Origin of the sequence: Bathymodiolus thermophilus thioautotrophic gill symbiont, from assembly GCF_003711265.1 — a bacterium.
Classification (GTDB): domain Bacteria; phylum Pseudomonadota; class Gammaproteobacteria; order PS1; family Pseudothioglobaceae; genus Thiodubiliella.
In genome coordinates, this window is the sequence record NZ_CP024634.1 from 2061484 (window position 1) to 2080166 (window position 18683).

The window sequence follows — 18683 nt, forward strand, 5'->3', positions numbered from 1 at the left end:
GTTAATACCTAATTATTCTATCTAATTCAATTTGTTTTTTATTGGTGTAATTATTAAGTGCCTCGCTAATTTCTCTTTGGTGTTTACTTTTAAAATTATAACCAAATAATACTAATTTAGTAGGTTGAAAGTTTTTATTATCTCCATCAACACTGTCTAGTTTTTCAAGCAAAAATTTTAAATCATCAGTGGTAAAACCTTTGTCCATTAAATACAGGTTTTTATCTACATAACAAGCAGTGTATTTATCCAAAACAACTTTCTCTACTTTGGCAGTAAGTTTAACGCCATCATTCGCCATCCACGAAGTTAAGAGTGTTTGTAATTCATCATCTGATAATTGCGAGCCATCAAATAAAGCCTGTTGTTCGTCTAATTCATCCATCTCACCAAAAAAACCTTCGAACATTGGCAATATCTCAAATACTTTAAAACCAAAATCTTGTTTAGACAAATCCTTCGGCTCTTTGCTTGCTTGATTGTCTTTTTGGATTTTTGCCCCTGCGCGTAAAATTCGCTCTTTGGTAATATCGAAAATCGTCGGGTTGTCTTGCTCTAATTCGTCTTTAACAAAATCATAAGCAATTTTATTTTTCTTTTCATTAATTGACTCATCTAATTGCACAGAAATACACCTTCGCTTACCGCCATCAACTGCATTAAATTGCATAACTGCATCAGCAGTTGTCCCACTTCCAGCAAAAAAATCTAAGACAACATCTTCTTTACTGTTAGATACAGACAAAGACAACAATCTGTTTATCAAATTTACTGGTTTAGGGAAGTCAAATATTATTCTATCTTCAAACAGTTTTTTCAATTGATTCTTACCTGTTATAGATGTTTTACATTCATTGAAAATTGAATTTTGAATACTAAAAGACGGTTCATTTTTGAACATCTTTAATCTTGGAACGCCATCACCATTACGGGCAAAATAAATCTTATTATCATTTAATAAGTCAATATACTCTTCTTTTGATAAAGTCCAATTTCTTGTGTATTTCCTGCCTGTCGGCGTTGTAATTGTAAAATATTGACTTCCAGTAGTACTTTTTATTCCATTTCTTGAAATATTGCCTGAAAACCACTTTCCCCTTGGGTCATTATCTATATTTGACAAATCCTCTCTTTCTCTTAACCTATATTCTTTATATTTCCCTAATTTTTTATGTTTTTTATAGCAAGCTATTATATATTCATGCTCAACTCTTACTGTGTGCGATGCTGTTTTTGTAAAAGAGCTTTCTGTGAAATCAGAAAGATTCCAAATGTACGCTTCAACATTTTTTTCCCCAAAAATCTCATCACAAAGCATTTTTAATTGCGTTTGCTCATTGTCATCAATACTAATAAAAATTACACCATCATCGCTAAGTAGCTCTCTAGCAACATAAAGCCGTGGGTACATAAAAGTAAGCCACGCACTATGTGAGTTTGATTTTGAGTTAGTAAACTCCAGTATTCGTTGAGCCTCATCTTCATCAATACCTGCAAGTTGTGATAGTTGCTCAGTGGTAAATTTACGATTATCAGCATAAACAAAACCATCATTCCCAGTATTATAGGGTGGGTCAATATATATCATTTTTACGCTTTCACTATAAGCATGACGCAGGTGTTTTAATACCTCTAAGTTATCACCTTTAATGAGTAGATTTTCACTGTTTTCATTTTCAGGTTTTTGGTTATGCTCTGCGTCTTCTTTTAACAAAGTGAGTGGCGTTTCATTTGCCAGTAGTCTTGCATAAGATTTACCCAACCAATTAAGGCTGTAACTTTCTTTTGAGAGATTAACACCCTCTTTAGACACAACTTCTTGCATTTTATGTGGGATAAAATCACCATTTTTATCAAAGCACTGTGGGAAATTGGCTGTCAATATTGCCAATTGCCTGCTGTTGATTGTGGTATTTGAATTGTCAGATGTTTTTTCTTTTTTCATATTTTTTATAGGTAAAATTTTTCATTTTTTTCAACACAAATTCAGCCTATGAGACCCCTGCATTAGACATTAACGCCGAATAAAGAGCAAATTTTATTCAATTGTATTTTTTTTAAAGCCCATCTTAACAGGGCTAAGATGGGCTTGATAAAAATTTACAAATGAGTAAAAATGGCCTTTAGTTAATATTGTATGTCCAATACAGGGATCTCCCTATGTTGAATTTAAAAAAAATATTTTAACATAGTTAAAAGTTATGTTAATTCTACATTCCCCCTTCTTAGCCCTGTTAAAAGCTCAATATTAATATGAGACCTTTGCATAAATATAAATAATCATCAAGAATCCTTGTTTTACCCACTTGGTAATTTTTTAAACCCAGCCTTAGCCCTGCTAGGACAAGATTTAAGAAAATTACCAATTGGACAAAAATTGAATTTTGCTAATCATCCATATTTATGTAAAGGTCTCAATATAAAAATTACTATTTTTTTATTTTGGTATTTTACCTCCCTAAATACGCTATTTAATGCACCCAATATACATTTGCACTCAAGTCCAAACTCGTGTCTGAACTATTGCAAAACGAACAAACCTTAGTGTGGATTGCCAGCAAGTTGGTTAGAGAAGGCATAAAATAGACAACAATCTAAGTCAACAATAGAGAATAATAGCCTAAATCACATTTAAATCTTGATCAATCCACAATTCTGCAGTGGTGGCTTTAGAATTGCTATAAACATTATAAGTAACACCATCTTCTGTTGCTGAAGGGCCCATCATAAAATCATAGATGCCATGCTGTATATTAACTGTATCGCCTGTATTGCCAATGATTTTAAGAACATTGGTTTCGCTGGAAATGTCCAGCAAGTCACTAAGATTAAGGTCTAAACTGTTGTTTCCTGAACCTGTTAAATCAATGATTTCAATGTCTTGAATGCGACCATTGTCTATTTTGGCAAGGTTAAGGTTGAGATTGCTGCCTTCTAATTTTAGAGTGTCGGTATTACTGCCGCCGTCAATACGAGCGAGTAAATCGCCACTAAGTTTGTTGCTGTAAAGTTTGCTAAGGTTGTTACCATTAATGATAATGGTGTCATTACCTGCACCTGCATTAAAGACATCGGTGCCGCCGTTGCCTATTAAGATATCGTCGCCTATGCCGGCAACAAATAACTCGTTGGCGAAGGTACCTACCAATGTGTCGTCTTTATTGTCGTAGTAAGTGTCACCTTGGAGGTCAATTTCATGGGAAATGATGCGTTTGTCATTGTTAATATTGTTAATGTCCATTAAATCAATGGCTTGTGTATCGGTTTTTCCAAATACTACAAAAGATTTACCTGCATCAGCATGACCAACAGGGTCTGCCCAATAAGCGCCGACTATTAAATCATCTAAGCCGTCGCCATTAATATCACCTGCTGAGGAGACTGAGATGCCATTTTGATTCCAAGCATTCTCGCCATTGATAACAAAGCCACCTGTGCCAGCTGCTATGGCTGATAAATTGACGGCAGTTGTGTCAGTTTTGCCAAATACTACAAAAGCTTTACTTGCGGTATCATTGCCAGCGGAATCTATTTGATCAGCACCAACGATTAAGTCATCTAGGCCATCGCCATTGACATCGCCTGCGGAGGAGACTGACCTGCCGCTGTCATGAGCCATTTCGCCATTGATGACAAAGCCACCTGTGCCAGCTGCTATGACTGATAAATCAATGGCAGTTTTGCTACTCTTGCCAAACACCACATAAGATTTACCTGCACTAATCCCACTAGTGGGGTCTGCACGATAATCGCCAATAATCAAATCATCTAGTCCATCGCCATTGACATCGCCTGCTGAGGAGACTGAGTTTCCGTTATTGTTATAAGCACTTTCACCATTGATAACAAAGCCACCTGTGCCAGACACTATGGCTGATAAATCAATGGCAGTTGTGTCATTTTTTTTGCCAAACACTACATAAGACTTAGCTGCATTAGTGTGAGTAATAATGATATCTGTGTAAAAAGAGCCGATAATCAAGTCATCTAAGCCGTCGCCGTTGACATCGCCTGCGGAGGAGACTAAGTAACCACCGAAATTCATTCCATTCTCTTCATTAATAACAAAGCCACCTGTGCCAGCTGCTATGGTTGATAGGTTAATGGCAGTTGTGGCAGTTGTACCAAACACGACGAAAGATTTATTTGTATTGGTGCCAATAATCAAATCGTCTAAGCCGTCGCCGTTGACATCGCCTGCGGAGGAGACTGAGGTGCCAATATTGTCATTGGCATTCTCGCCATTGATAACAAAGCCACCTGTGCCAAAGGCTATGGTTGATAGGTTAATGGCAGTTGTGGCAGTTGTGCCGAACACCACGAAAGATTTGCCTGCATTGACGCTGCTAGTGGAGTTTTCCCAATAAGTGCCAACAATCAAATCATCTAAGCCATCGCCGTTGACATCGCCTGCGGAGGAGACTGAGTAGCCACTCTTATCATTAGCATTCTCGCCATTGATAACAAAACCACCTGTGCTAGAGCCTGAGGCTATCTCTGATAAATCAACAGCAGTTGCGCTAGTCTTGCCAAATATCACAAAAGATTTGCCTGCTTTGTTGCCACCAGCAGAGTCTGCACGATAAGCACCAACAATCAAATCATCCAAGCCATCGCCGTTGACATCGCCTGCGGAGGAGACTGAGAAGCCACTATAATCTCCAGTATTCTCGCCATTCATAACAAAGCCTTGTGCGATAGAAGTAGAAACGATTAAGTTTTGTTGTACCCATAATTTTGCAGTAGGGGTGTCTGTGTGGGAATAAACTTGATAGGTAACGCCATCCACTGTTTTATCGATATTTGATTTTTCAAATCCAACTGCCTCAACATTGGCGCCTGAATCGCCAATAACTTTAAGAATATTGGTTTCACTGGAGAGGTCTAACAAGTCATTAGAACTAAGTTTTAAGGTGTTGCTGCTTAAACTTAAATCAATAATTTCAATGTCTTGGATGCGACTGTTGTCTATTTTAGTTAGGTTTAAAGAGAGGTTGTTGCCCTCTAATTTTAGGGTGTCAGTGTTGCCACCACCGTCAACACGGGCGAGTAAATCGTCACTAAGCTTGTTACTGTAGAGTTTATCAAGGTTGTCGCCATTAATGATAATGGTGTCATTACCTGTGCCTGCATTAAAGACATCGGTGCCACCGTTACCTCTTAAGATATCGTCGCCTAGTCCAGAAACAAACAACTCATTAGCAAAGGTGCCTACTAGCATGTCGTTTTTGTTGACATGAATGTCGCCTTGAAAATCAATGGTATGAGCAACGATACCTTTGCCAGCGTTAACATTTGCTAAATTAACAGCTGTTGTGTCGGTTTTACCAAACACCACATAAGATTTACCTGCGTTGGCACCACTAGTGGGATCTGCCTTATGGGCACCAACAATCAAATCGTCTAAGCCGTCGCCGTTGACATCGCCTGCGGAAGAGACTGAGGCGCCACTTTGATTCCAGGCGTCCCCACCATAGATAACAAAGCCACCTATGCCAGCGACTATGTTTGAGAGATTAATGGCGGTTTCATCAGCCTTGCCAAATACCACGAAAGATTTGCCTACTTTACTGTTACTAGCAGAATCTGCTTGAGCGGCACCAACAATCACATCATCTAAGCCGTCGCCGTTGACATCGCCTGCGGAAGAGACTGAGTAGCCACTGTTGTCTCCAGTATTTTCACCATTGATAACAAAGCCACCTGTGCCAGCTACTATAGTGGATAGATTGATGGCAGTTGTGTCGGTTGTGCCAAATACTACATAAGATTTGCCTATGTTAGCACTGCCAGTGAGGCTTGCCCAAAAAGCACCAACAATCAAATCATCTAAGCCATCGCCGTTGACATCGCCTGCTGAGGAGACTGAGATGCCGCTTTGATCATCCCTATTCTCGCCATTGATAACAAAGCCACCTGTGCCAGTAGCTATAGTTGATAGATTGATGGCAGTTGTGTTGGTTGTGCCAAATACCACATAAGATTTGCCCGTCTCGTTGCTTGCCCCAGGAGTGCCAACAATCAAATCATCTAAGCCGTCGCCGTTGACATCGCCTGCTGAGGAGACTGAGATGCCGCTTTGATCATCCCTATTCTCGCCATTGATAACAAAGCCACCTGTGCCAGTAGCTATAGTTGATAGATTGATGGCAGTTGTGTTGGTTGTGCCAAATACCACATAAGATTTGCCCGTCTCGTTGTTTGCTTCAGGGGCACCAATAATCAAATCATCTAAGCCATCGCCGTTGACATCGCCTGCTGAGGAGACTGAGATGCCGATCTGATCATTGGCATTCTCGCCATTGATAACAAAGCCACCTGTGCCAGCGGCTATGGTTGATAAGTTAATAGCAGTTGTATCGGTTGTGCCAAATACGACGAAAGATTTGCCTGCTTTGCTTTTGCCAGCAGAGTCTGCCTTGTAAGCACCAACAATCAAATCGTCTAAGCCGTCGCCGTTGACATCGCCTGCTGAGGAGACTGAGAAGCCACTATAGTCCTCAGCATTCTCGCCATTGATAACAAAGCCACCTGTGCCAGAGTTTGAGGCTATATCTGATAAATTAATGGCAGTTGCATTGGTTTTGCCGAATACCACATAAGATTTGCCTGCTTTGCTTTTGCCAACAGGGTCTGCCTTGTAAGCACCAACAATCAAATCGTCTAAGCCGTCGCCGTTGACATCGCCTGCGGAGGAGACTGAGCGTCCACTATAATCATAAGCATTCTCGCCATTCATAACAAATCCTTGTGCGATAGAAGTGGAAACGATTAAATTTTGTTGCACCCATAATTTTGCAGTGGGGGCGTCTGTGTGGGAGTAAACTTGATAAGTAATGCCATCAACTGTTTTGCTGGTATTTGATTTTTCGAATCCGATTGCTTCAACATTGGCATTTGAATTGCCAATAACTTTAAGAGTATTGGTTTCACTGGAGAGGTCTAGTAAGTCATTAAGTTTAAGTTTTAGGGTGTTGCCGCCTGTGCCTAAATTAATAATTTCAATATCTTGAATGCGACCGTTGTCTATTTCAGCAAGGTTTAAGATTAGGTTGTTGCCGTCTAGTTTTAAGGTGTCGGTGTTGCCACCGCCGTCAACACGGGCTAATAAATTGCTGCTAAGTTTGTTGCTGTAGAGTTGGGCGAGGTTGTCGCCGTTGATGATGATGGTGTCGTTGCCTGCGCCTGCATTAAAGACATCGGTGCCGCCGTTGCCTGTTAAGATGTCGTCACCTAAACCAGCAACAAACAATTCATTGGCAGAGGTGCCTGTTAGTGTGTCGTTTTTATCGGTATTGGTGTCGCCTTGGAAATCAATTGTATGGGCGGTGGTGCCTCTGCCTGCGCTAATATCTGATAAATTGATGGCTTTTGTGTCGGTTTTGCCGAATATTACATAGGATTTGCCTGCTAAACTTTTACCAGTAGAGTCTGCCCAATCAGCACCAATAATCAAATCATCTAAGCCGTCGCCGTTGATATCGCCTGCGGAGGAGACTGAGTAGCCACTAAGATCATTAGACTCCTCACCGTTGATAACAAAGCCACCTGTGCCAGAGTTTAAGGCTATATCTGATAAATTAATGGCAGTTGCGTTAGTCTTGCCAAATACCACATAAGATTTACCTGCCCAGTATTTACCAGCAGAGTTTGCCATATAAGCGCCAATAATCAAATCGTCTAAGCCGTCGCCGTTGACATCGCCTGCTGAGGAGACTGATTGGCCATTAGAGTCCCTATTAGCATTCTCGCCATTGATAACAAAGCCACCTGTGCCAGAGTTTGAGGCTATATCTGATAAATTAATGGCAGTTGCGTTGGTCTTGCCAAATACCACATAAGATTTACCTGCTGAGTCACCCCCCCTCCCATAACAAGCACCAACAATCAAATCATCTAAGCCGTCGCCGTTGACATCGCCTGCTGAGGAGACTGAGTAGCCACTAGAGCCCCCAGCCTTCTCACCATTGATAACAAAGCCACCTGTGCCAGAGTTTGAGGCTATATCTGATAAATTAATGGCAGTTGCATTGGTTTTGCCGAATACCACATAAGATTTGCCTGCTTTGCTTTTGCCAGCAGAGTCTGCCCCGCGAGCGCCAACAATCAAATCATCTAAGCCGTCGCCGTTGACATCGCCTGCTGAGGAGACTGAGATGCCGCTTTGATCATCTTCATTCTCGCCATTGATAACAAAGCCACCTGTGCCAGAGTTTGAGGCTATATCTGATAAATTAATGGCAGTTGCGTTGGTCTTGCCAAATACCACATAAGATTTACCTATTGAATTTTTGCCAGCAGAGTCTGCCCCAAAAGCACCAACAATCAAATCATCTAAGCCGTCGCCGTTGACATCGCCTGCTGAGGAGACTGAGTGTCCATTACAATCTCCAGCCCCCTCACTATTGATAACAAAGCCACCTGTGCCAGAGTTTGAGGCTATATCTGATAAATTAATGGCAGTTGCGTTGGTCTTGCCAAATACCACATAAGATTTACCTATTGAGTCAACCACCCCATAATAAGCACCAACAATCAAATCATCTAAGCCGTCGCCGTTGACATCGCCTGCTGAGGAGACTGAGACGCCACTACGCTCATAAGCCTCCTTACCATTGATAACAAAGCCACCTGTGCCAAAGTTTGAGGCTATATCTGATAAATTAATGGCAGTTGCATTGGTTTTGCCGAATACCACATAAGATTTGCCTGCTTCGTCTTTGCTAGCAGATTTTGCCATATGAGCGCCAATAATCAAATCATCCAAGCCATCGCCGTTGACATCGCCTGCGGAGGAGACTGAGTTTCCACTACAATCATAAGAATTCTCGCCATTGATAACAAATCCTTGTGCGATAGAAGTGGAAACAATTAAATTTTGTTGCACCCATAATTTTGCAGTAGGGGCATCTGTGTGGGAGTAAACTTGATAAGTAATGCCATCAACTGTTTTGCTGGTATTTGATTTTTCGAATCCGATTGCTTCAACATTGGCATTTGAATTGCCAATAACTTTAAGAGTATTGGTTTCACTGGAGAGGTCTAGTAAGTCATTAAGTTTAAGTTTTAGGGTGTTGCCGCCTGTGCCTAAATTAATAATTTCAATATCTTGAATGCGACCGTTGTCTATTTCAGCAAGGTTTAAGATTAGGTTGTTGCCGTCTAGTTTTAAGGTGTCGGTGTTGCCACCGCCGTCAACACGGGCTAATAAATTGCTGCTAAGTTTGTTGCTGTAGAGTTGGGCGAGGTTGTCGCCGTTGATGATGATGGTGTCGTTGCCTGCGCCTGCATTAAAGACATCGGTGCCGCCGTTGCCTGTTAAGATGTCGTCGCCTAAACCAGCAACAAACAATTCATTGGCAGAGGTGCCTGTTAGTGTGTCATTTTTATCGGTATTGGTGTCGCCTTGGAAATCAATTGTATGGGCGGTGGTGCCTCTGCCTGCGCTAATATCTGATAAATTGATGGCTTTTGTGTCGGTTTTGCCGAATATTACATAGGATTTGCCTACGTCGCTTTTACCAGCAGGATTTTCCCCATGAGAACCAACATCTGCCCCATAAGAACCAACAATCAAATCGTCTAAGCCGTCGCCGTTGATATCGCCTGCGGAGGAGACTGAGTGTCCACTATAATCATAAGCATTCTCGCCGTTGATAACAAAGCCACCTGTGCCAGCCACTATGTCTGATAAACGAATGGCAGTTGTGTTAGTCTTACCAAATACGACGAAAGATTTTCCTACCCAAAATTGACCAGCGGAAGCTGCCCCAGAAGCACCAACAATCAAATCATCTAAGCCGTCGCCGTTGATATCGCCTGCGGAGGAGACTGAGATGCCACTAAAATCTCCCCTATTCTCGCCATTAATAACAAAACCACCCATACCAAACGCTATGTCTGATAAATTAACAGCAGTTGTGTTAGCCTTGCCAAACACCACATAAGAGTTGCCTACTAAGCTTTTGTCAGCAAGATTTGCCATATAAGCACCAACAATCAAATCATCCAAGCCGTCGCCGTTGATATCGCCTGCTGAAGAGACTGAGTAGCCACTATTGTCCTCAGAATTCTCTCCACTGATAACAAAACCGCCTGTGCCAGAGGCTATGTCTGATAAATTAATGGTAGTTGTGTTGGTCTTGCTAAATACCACATAAGATTTACCTATCTGCTCTTTATCAGCAAGATCTGCCCCATAAGCACCAATAATCAAATCATCTAAGCCGTCGCCGTTGATATCGCCTGCGGAGGAGACTGAGTAGCCATTATAGTCCTTAGCGTTCTCGCCATTGATAACAAAGCCACCTGTGCCAAGTGCTATTTTTGACAAATTAATGACATCTGTATTGGTCTTACCAAACACAACATAAGACTTACCCACATTAACCAAGCCAGTAGAGTCTGCATAAAAAGCACCAACAATCAAATCATCCAAGCCATCGCCATTGATATCGCCTGCGGAGGAGACTGAGAAGCCACTAGAATCTCCAGCATTCTCTCCATTGATAACAAAGCCACCTGTGCCAGAAACTATGGTTGATAAATTAACAGCAGTTGTACTAGTCTTACCTAATACCACATAAGATTTACCTTTATTACTGTTGTTATCAGTGGGATCTGCTAGCCAAGCGCCGACGATCAAATCATCCAAGCCGTCGCCGTTGACATCGCCTGCTGAGGAGACTGAACGGCCACTATTATCCTCAAAATTCTCACCATTGATAACAAAACCTCCTGTGCCAGAAGCGATGTTTGATAAATTAATGGCAGTTGCATTGGTTTTGCCAAACACGACGAAAGATTTACCTGCTTTATTACCAGAAGCGGGATCTGCCCCAAAAGCACCAACAATCACATCATCCAAGCCATCACCATTCACATCACCTGCTGAAGAAACTGAAAAGCCACTATAATCCTCAACATTCTCCCCATTCATAACAAAACCTTGCGCAACAACAGTCACCACACTACGACTATTAAAAGCCTGAGGTACCGCAATAGTAAAAGGATTTTCAAGATTGATTACAATGTTTTTGTTACTGGCATTACCAGCGGCATCCGTGGCGGTGATGGTAATATGGTGTGTTGCGGTGGTGCCTTCGCTTACTGTGGGTTGTTTGGCATTGTATTTAATTTCGCCACTGTTTTTATCAATACTAAATTTATCTGCATCTGCACCGCTTAATTTGTAAGTAACGGCATTGGCATCAGTGGTAACTGCGATGTAAATAACAGTTGCCTCAAGGTTTTCGTTTTGCGGGATATCTATTGTGGATGCATTGCTAGTATCAAATACTGGGGCGCTGCTGTCATAGATGTAATTGTGACTGGCGATACCGCCGTCTATATCGTCTTTAATCTCTGAGGGGGTGGCGGTTGTGGTGGTGAGTGTTTTTGTAATGGCGAATTGAACGGAACTGTTGGTGTCTGCTGTTAGGGTTTGGCGCCAAGCAATTGTTTTGTTGTCGTTGCTCCAGATGATATCTGTATTGGTGGTGCTAATGTCTGTCCAAGTTTCGCCGTTATCGATGGAGCCCCAGAGTTTTTTGCCTGTGGATAGTGCGTTGTCTAAGGTGGCGCTAATTGTTAGAGTGCTGTCGTTGGTGATAAAACTAACAACGCCTGTATTGTTGCTAATAGTGATGTTTGAAATGGGGATTATTAGATTGTTAAAATGAGTAACGGTGTTGGTGGCTAGTTTGACAAAACTTGTGGCTTCTTGGTTGGCGCTAACGGCTTTGTTGTATGCTTCTTGAGCGGTGGCAAGGGCTTGTTTTTGTGCGTTTGTAGCGGTGGTGCTGGCTGTTGTTACTGCGTCTTTAGCAATTTTTAATGCTGCTGCTGCGCTGCCAGCATGGGTTTCGTCGATATCGGCGGTGGTGATGGCTTTGTTTGCTTGTGCTTGTGCTTGAACGGCAATGGCGCCAGTTGCGAGTGCTGTGGAGGTGGCTTTGTTTAAAGCGCCGTTGTTGGCGATGACATCGGCTATTTGCTCGATTACTTTTTCGAATGTGTTGGTGGCGGTGGTGTTTCTCATGCCGGAGAGTGCGGCGGCTACTTGTCCTGCTTGTTTGGCGAGTGTGTTGCTTTCATCGCCTGAACTGTTAATGGTGTCAACATTGGTGTCAATTGCGCTGCCTGATAGGCCAAATGCTGCGTTGACTTCTTCGTTGCATTTGTTGATATCTGTTTCGTTTAAGGTGATGGCTGTGGTGGTTTTATCTACGCCGAGGATTTTGGCGGCGATGGAGGAACGGACAGTGATGTTAATGGTGTTTGCGCCTGAGTTGAGATAGGCGACAGCGAATAAATCGCTGTCTAGTGCTTCGGTGCCGTTGAGTTCGTCTTGGTGGGAGATGCCAGTTTTTGTTAGTTTGATGTAGACGGCGCCGGTGTAGTTGGCGTTGGTGCCGGTTAAGGTGATTGTGATTTGGCCGTTGTCGTTAAAAGAGCCGGTGCCTATGAGTGTGCTTGAGCCGTCGGCTTTGTATACTTTAATTGAGTTTGTGTCGCCTTCTATGTATTTGCCTGCTGAGAAAGTGCCTGTAATGGTGGTGGGGTTATTATTATTGTTGCTAGTTGTGGGGGTTTTAATTGTGGGGGTTGTATTGTTGCTAATGTCTGAGGTGGTAATTTCAGAAGGGCTTTGATTGGTGCTTGTGCTTACGGTGGAAGTGCTAGATTGCTTGTCGTGAAAGTGAACGGTTTGTGTGTCGTTTTGTAAAGTTGTTTCTGAGTTGTCGTTAGTTTTTTTGGTTATTGGGTTTGGGTTTTTAGAATTGAAGTCTTTGGTGTCTGGTTGTTGGGTTGTGTCTATTTGATTTTGAGTGTGTTGTGTGTTGTGGGTTTTAAAATCGATGTCTTTATGGGCTTTTTTTGTAGTTGATTGTGCTGTGACTTGGGGTGCTTTTGATTGTGTTGTTTTCATGGTTTTTATTCCTAATTTTGATAAATGATAATGCTTTATTTTTAAATTAGAGACTTTTGCATAAAATATTAAATAATTATTAAAACTTACTTTTAACTCACTTGGTGATTTTTTTAAACTTTAACTTGACTTTTTTAGGGTAAGGTTTAAAAAAATTATTAAGTTGACAAGGGTTGAATTTTGCCAAATTATTTATGTTTATACAAAAATTTCTATGTGAAAAATTAGGATTATACTACAAGAATTTGATTTGAAATGTAACTTTATTAATGTTTTTTTAATTGAGGATTTTGCATAAATATGAGCGGCTGGCAAAATTCAATTTTTACCCTTCTTTAGAGGATTACTATCTAGTATTAACTTTTTTAAACCTTGTTCTGGCAAGAGAGGATCGGTTACAAACCACTCACTACGACTGGGTTTACCCTCCTAGGGGCTGCTGTGTGTTGTTGGAAAAATTACCAAGTGAACGAAAAGTAGATTTTTAATGATTATTCATCATTTATGCAATGATCTTGAATAATCTAACACCCTCTTTAAAGAAAGTTTTTTTTGATTTTTTAGTTTGACATTGATTTGAATACCCATTTCCTTATTGCACACTCGTTTAGCTTACTTGGGGTGAAAAAATTTAGATTATTATCTAGAATTACTGAAATATAGTTTGAGTTGTTTAGACAAAGAAGTCTAGTATAATTTGCAACAATTGTTTCTTTTTCAAAGGAGTTAGATATGGATTTCATAATACAAAACTGGTTGTTAATTACAATTGTTGGAATTTTGGTTATTTGGGTGGTTAAAATTTATAACAATTTGGTGTCTTATAAAACACAGTATCAAAATGGTTTTGAGCAAATTTCAGTACAACTTAAACGACGCTTGGATTTGATTGGTAATTTGGTCGATGCAGCCAAAAAGTACATGGAGCATGAAAAAGAAACATTGATGGCAGTAACACAAGCAAGGTCTGGCTTACTACAAGCTACGCAAGCGGCTGAAAATAATCCAACTGATGCCAATGCAATGGCAACACTAGCAAGTTCACAGGTAGCGTTAGAAGGGGCAATGGGTGGGTTTAACTTAAAAATGGAAGATTATCCAGAGTTAAAAGCCAGTGAAAATATGATGCAGTTGTCAGAAGAATTAACTTCAACAGAAAATCGCATCGCTAGCGCTCGTCAAGGTTATAACGATTTGGTGCAAAAGTTTAATGAATATAAAAAATCTTTCCCGAATGTTGTTTTGGCAGGAATGTTTGGTTTTGGTGCCGATGCACAAAATTTAGAATTTAACGAAAGCGTCCAAGAGCTTAACGAAGCACCAAAAGATTTATTTAAATAGCGATCCTTAAATAGAGGGCTTTATATAAAGGGCGCCTCCAAAAACCCTAATACAATTTATGAAAAGTATAAAACAGCACCTTTTTCATCCAAAAATTCATCAAATAGCGGGCTATTCTCCTCATTTTTGGCTAAAAAATGCACTATTTTCTAATTTCCCTAAATCGCACTGGGATTTCTGGAGGTGCCCTAAATATGGATTTTAGAGAGCACCAAGACCGTGCTAAAAAAAACAGCCGAATTATTTGGTTTTTGTATCTTTTATTGCTGTTACTTTCTTCCTTTCTAATTGGCTGGACTCTTGCGGTCGGGCTGAATTTGGCAGAACTTTATCAACCCGGTTATGAGCAATATAGTTTTGGACAAAAATTCATTTCTAGTAATGCTTATGCTTTTGACGAAAACCGTATCCAAATTTTAATCGGTTTTTCTGCCATTGCCTTTATTGTCCAAGGTCTAACCACAGTATTTGGCTTTATCAAAAAATCAAATGGGCATAAGGTTGCACTTGCATTTGGTGGCAGTCTATTAACCGAAGACACAGTGGATTCCTTAGCGCAAAAACAAGCCTTAAATATTGTTACCGAGCAAGCTTTGGCAGCCAGCATACCGACCCCCAGTTTGTATCTTATCCCAGAACAAGGTATCAATGCTTTTGCCGCTGGAAAATCTAGCGAAAACGCCATAGTTGCTATTACACAAGGTGCATTGGATAACTTTAGTCGCAACGAACTTTCAGGTGTTATTGCTCACGAAATAGGACACATTACCAATCAGGATATTAAATTAAATATTCAAATATCTGCTTTTGTTTTTGGCTTTACCGCTCTGTTCTTTTTAGCAAGATTCATCTTTTACAACGCAGCGTATAACCGTAGAATGGACGGACGCGCCAAAATGGTTATGTTTGCTATGGCAGCCATTATTGGTATTATTGGCGCACTCACTGTATGGCTTGGTAGAATTTTGCAAGCCGCTATGAGCAGACAAAGAGAATATTTAGCTGACGCTTCTGCGGTACAATTTACACGCTATCCCGAGGGTTTGGTGCAAGCCTTTGAGGTGCTGGAAAAGGGAGGAAAGTCAAGTAAAATAGAAAACCCTTCTGCCAAAGAATACGCTCATGCCATGATGTTTGGCATTGGTGGTGAGTTATTTGCTACACACCCACCGCTTAAAGAACGCATCGCTAGAATTCAAAATAAAAAAACACATGCCAATTGATATTAAATCTACTATTGAAATAGAAAAAATGCGCACTGCCGGTCATTTGGCAGCTGCTGTGCTGGATATGATTGCACCTTATGTTAAATCAGGTGTTAGCACTGGAGAATTAGACAAAATCTGCCATGACTATATTGTCAATGTTCAAGACGCCATTCCTGCACCACTCAATTACCACGGGTTTCCAAAATCAATTTGCACTAGCGTCAATAACACCGTGTGTCATGGTATTCCCAATGAAAAAATACTAAAAAAAGGCGATATTATCAATATTGATATTACTGTTATTAAAGACGGTTATCACGGCGACACTTCCAAAATGTTCATTATCGGCAAATCCAGCGTCAAAGCGCAGCGCATTTGCCGTATCGCACAAGAATGTTTATATATTGGCATTGAAAAGGTTAAACCCGGTGTTCATTTGGGCGAAGTTGGTAAGGCAATTGGCGCACATGCAATCAAAAATAATTGTGCCGTTGTGCGTGATTATTGTGGGCATGGCATCGGTAGTATATTTCATGCTGAGCCACAAGTGGTGCATTATGATAATGGAGAATCTAACATTAGCCCTATTCTTGAAGCGGGCATGACCTTTACCATTGAGCCAATGATTAATCTCGGTAGTTTTGAAGTTACCACTTCTAAACTAGACGGTTGGACGGTAACCACAAAAGACCGTTCACTTTCTGCCCAATGGGAGCACACAATTTTGGTCACAAAAGACGGCTGTGAAATCCTAACACTTAGAGAGGAAGAAAGTTTAAAATGATATTCTATTTGCAAATATCGCTATACAAGTGTTGAAAAAACTCAGCAACTATTTTATCGCTGGCTTGCTTTTTTGGATTCCATTAGGGTTAAGCATCGTTCTTATCAAATTCTTTTTAGAATTTGTCGATGGCATAATACCTGAGCAATACCTACCCAAGGAATTGCTGGAATTTAGTAACATCGTCCCCGGCTCTGGCATTATTTTAATCTTAATGATTATGCTTGTTACAGGTGTATTGGTAAACAATTTTATTGGGCGCAAAGTGTTGCAACTGTGGGATGGATTGTTAAATAAAATTCCAGGTTTTCGTGGGATTTACAACGCCTTAAAACAATTATCAGACACGGTACTAAGCCCGTCTAGCAATAGCTTTAAAAAAGCATTGTTGGTCGAATACCCACGCAAAGGCATGTGGACAATCGCCTTTCAAACAGGGGATTATCATGGTGAAATTGAACAAAAAATTGGCAAAGATATTGTCAATATTTATGTACCAACGACACCCAACCCAACCTCTGGATTTTTTATCATGCTACCCAAAAAAGAGGTTATTGAATTGGATATGCATGTCGATGACGCATTTAAACTGATTATTTCTACCGGCGTAGTAACGCCAAACAACATTAAAAAGGACTAAAAATGAGAACATATTGTGGTGAATTAAACAAAGAACATATTGACCAAACCGTCGAAATTTTCGGCTGGACAAACCGTCGCCGTGACCATGGTGGCGTGATTTTCTTGGATGTGCGTGACAAACGAGGCATTGTGCAAGTTGTCATTAATCCAGATAACAAAAATTTTACTTTAGCTGAAACCATTCGCAACGAGTTTGTATTAAAAATTAGCGGCAAAGTTATTGCCAGAGATGACAATCTTATTAACCAAAAACTTGCAACAGGCGAGATTGAAATCGTTGCCGACACCATTGAAATTCTGAACGCCTCTAAACCGGTACCTTTTCAAATTGATGCTGTAGATACTTCAGAAGAAGTGCGCCTCAAATATCGCTTCTTAGATTTACGCACCAATGTCATGCAACAACGCATGCGCTTACGCTCAAAAGTTACACACTTTATGCGTGATTTCATGGAAAAGCATGATTTCTTAGACATTGAAACCCCATTTTTAACCAAAGCAACCCCCGAAGGCGCACGCGATTATTTGGTGCCTTCACGCACTTACCCAGGTGAATTTTTCGCTTTGCCACAATCGCCACAATTATTTAAGCAATTATTAATGATGTCAGGTTTTGAGCGCTATTACCAAATCGTAAAATGCTTTAGAGACGAGGATTTGCGTGCCGACCGCCAACCAGAATTTACCCAACTTGATGTTGAAACTTCGTTCATGAATGAAGACGAAATTATGGCACTGATGGAGGCACTGACTCGTGGACTGTTTAAGTCAGTTATTGATGTCGATTTAGGTGATAAATTCCCCACCATTACTTACGCCAATGCTTTGGATAAGTACGGCGTTGACCGTCCCGATATGCGTATTCCACTTGAAATTATCGGCATTGATGAGTTACTTGAAAACATCGAATTTAAAGTTTTTGCCGAACCTGCTAAAAACCCAAATTCTCGTGTAGCAGCCATGAAAATTACTGGCGGTAGCAACATTTCACGCAAACAAATCGACAATTACACCAAATTCGTCAGTATTTATGGCGCCAAAGGCTTGGCATATATTAAGATGAACGAAGAAGGGCCTGTCTCCCCTATTCTTAAATTCCTAGGCACAGAAGTAACCCAAAATATCATCAATAAAGTCGATGCAAAAACAGGCGACATTATTTTCTTTGGTGCCGACAAAATTAAAATCGTCAACGAAGCCCTAGGCAACTTGCGTGAAAAAATCGCCAAAGATTTAGATCTATATACCTGCAAATGGGCACCAATTTGGGTAGTCGATTTCCCTATGTTTGATGCCAATGATGACGGCTCTTTGAGTGCCATCCACCACCCATTTACCGCACCCAGCGTTGATGCCAAAACCCTAGAATCCACTGCCACTACCGCCCTATCTCGTGCTTACGATTTGGTCATTAACGGCTCCGAAGTCGGTGGTGGATCCATTCGTATTCACCAAGTTGCAATGCAGCAAACCGTATTAAAATTATTAGGCATTAGCGACGAAGAAGCACAAGACAAATTCGGCTTTTTACTCAATGCACTTGAATACGGCTGCCCCCCTCACGGTGGTATGGCATTCGGCTTAGACCGTCTGGTTATGATTATGACCGGCAGCGATTCCATCCGTGATGTCATCGCCTTCCCCAAAACCCAAACCGCCGCCTGCTTACTCACCAACGCCCCTGCCAGCGTCCCAAACAAGGTGTTAAGAGAATTGGGTGTTAAAATAAGTTTGCCTGAAAAAGACTAACAAACACAAAAAAACACTTAAAATTAAA

7 protein-coding genes are annotated in these 18683 nt (G+C 40.9%); 5 read left to right on the forward strand and 2 right to left on the reverse strand.

What is annotated here, in order from left to right; all coding sequences use genetic code 11:
- Window position 1: 1 nt before the first annotated feature.
- Both MS2017_RS07160 and MS2017_RS07165 read right to left on the reverse strand, forming a co-directional pair.
- Window positions 2–1945 (reverse strand): site-specific DNA-methyltransferase, encoded by a 1944-nt coding sequence (locus tag MS2017_RS07160; RefSeq protein WP_122951763.1) that lies wholly within the window; start codon window positions 1943–1945, stop codon window positions 2–4.
- Window positions 1946–2620: 675 nt separating this feature from the next.
- A complete protein-coding gene (locus MS2017_RS07165; RefSeq protein WP_122951764.1) occupies window positions 2621–12931 on the reverse strand; it encodes an integrin alpha in 10311 nt (3436 codons plus the stop codon).
- A gap of 732 nt (window positions 12932–13663) precedes the next feature.
- Here MS2017_RS07165 and MS2017_RS07170 point away from each other — a divergent pair.
- The 5 genes from MS2017_RS07170 (at window position 13664) to aspS (ending at window position 18655) form a co-directional block, all read left to right on the forward strand.
- Window positions 13664–14272, forward strand: coding sequence for a LemA family protein (locus tag MS2017_RS07170; protein WP_071564453.1), 609 nt, complete (start codon window positions 13664–13666; stop codon window positions 14270–14272).
- 194 nt (window positions 14273–14466) lie between these two features.
- On the forward strand, window positions 14467–15495 hold the full coding sequence (locus MS2017_RS07175; protein ID WP_122952237.1) for a M48 family metalloprotease: 1029 nt from the start codon (window positions 14467–14469) through the stop codon (window positions 15493–15495).
- Entirely contained in the window at window positions 15485–16264 is a 780-nt protein-coding gene (gene map / locus MS2017_RS07180; protein ID WP_122951765.1) for a type I methionyl aminopeptidase, read from the forward strand. The genes MS2017_RS07175 and map overlap by 11 nt, the downstream gene beginning before the upstream one ends.
- A 28-nt stretch (window positions 16265–16292) precedes the next feature.
- On the forward strand, window positions 16293–16904 hold the full coding sequence (locus MS2017_RS07185) for a DUF502 domain-containing protein (RefSeq protein WP_306821998.1): 612 nt from the start codon (window positions 16293–16295) through the stop codon (window positions 16902–16904).
- Window positions 16905–16906: 2 nt separating this feature from the next.
- Entirely contained in the window at window positions 16907–18655 is a 1749-nt protein-coding gene (gene aspS / locus MS2017_RS07190) for an aspartate--tRNA ligase (RefSeq protein WP_122951766.1), read from the forward strand.
- The last annotated feature ends 28 nt before the right edge of the window (window positions 18656–18683 follow it).